The organism is Vibrio sp. YT-19(2023), from assembly GCF_033337395.1.
Genome location: NZ_JAWOQN010000926.1, coordinates 1 through 560 on the forward strand (window position 1 = coordinate 1; position 560 = coordinate 560).

Annotated in this window: 1 protein-coding gene; it reads left to right on the top strand. The window is 47.5% G+C overall.

Annotation, left to right across the window (positions count from 1 at the left end; genetic code table 11):
- Positions 1-550 (top strand): metal ABC transporter solute-binding protein, Zn/Mn family (locus R7E78_RS29230; RefSeq protein ID WP_318059034.1); only part of this gene is annotated, 550 nt, incomplete at its 5' end.
- Between the last annotated feature and the right edge of the window lie 10 nt (positions 551-560).

Here is a 560-nt window from a genome sequence, read left to right on the forward strand (position 1 = left end):
TGTGGATCGCAGTATGGGCGACATTCATGCGCATGGTAATCCGCACGTGCAGTTTGCTGCGAATGACATGATTATGCTTTCGCGCGTTGTGACTCAGCGTTTGCAAGCGGTTGATCCTGAAAATGCGCCAACCTACCAGCTAAATGGGATGAAGTTTCGTGCGCATTGGCGAAAAAAACTCAACGAATGGGAAGCAAAAGCTAAGCCGTTAAATGGTAAGCAAGTTGTGGGCTATCATTCCACTTACCGATATTTGTTCGATTGGCTGGGAATGGTTCAAGTTGCGGATCTTGAGCCCAAGCCAGGGGTATCGCCGACGACCTCTCATCTGCAATCACTGACAAAGTTGGACGCAAGTTCGTTTGATGCGATTGTGTATTCGTCTCACCAAGATCAACGCCCCGCAATGTGGTTGCAACAACGAACAAACAAACCTGTCGTCCAATTGCCTTTGACGGTGTCAAAAGAGCAGAACTTAGATGAGCTGTACGATGAAGTGATTGCCGAGTTACTCGATGTGTTTGTTTCCCCTAGTGCTGTGAAGTTTTGATCATGACTGA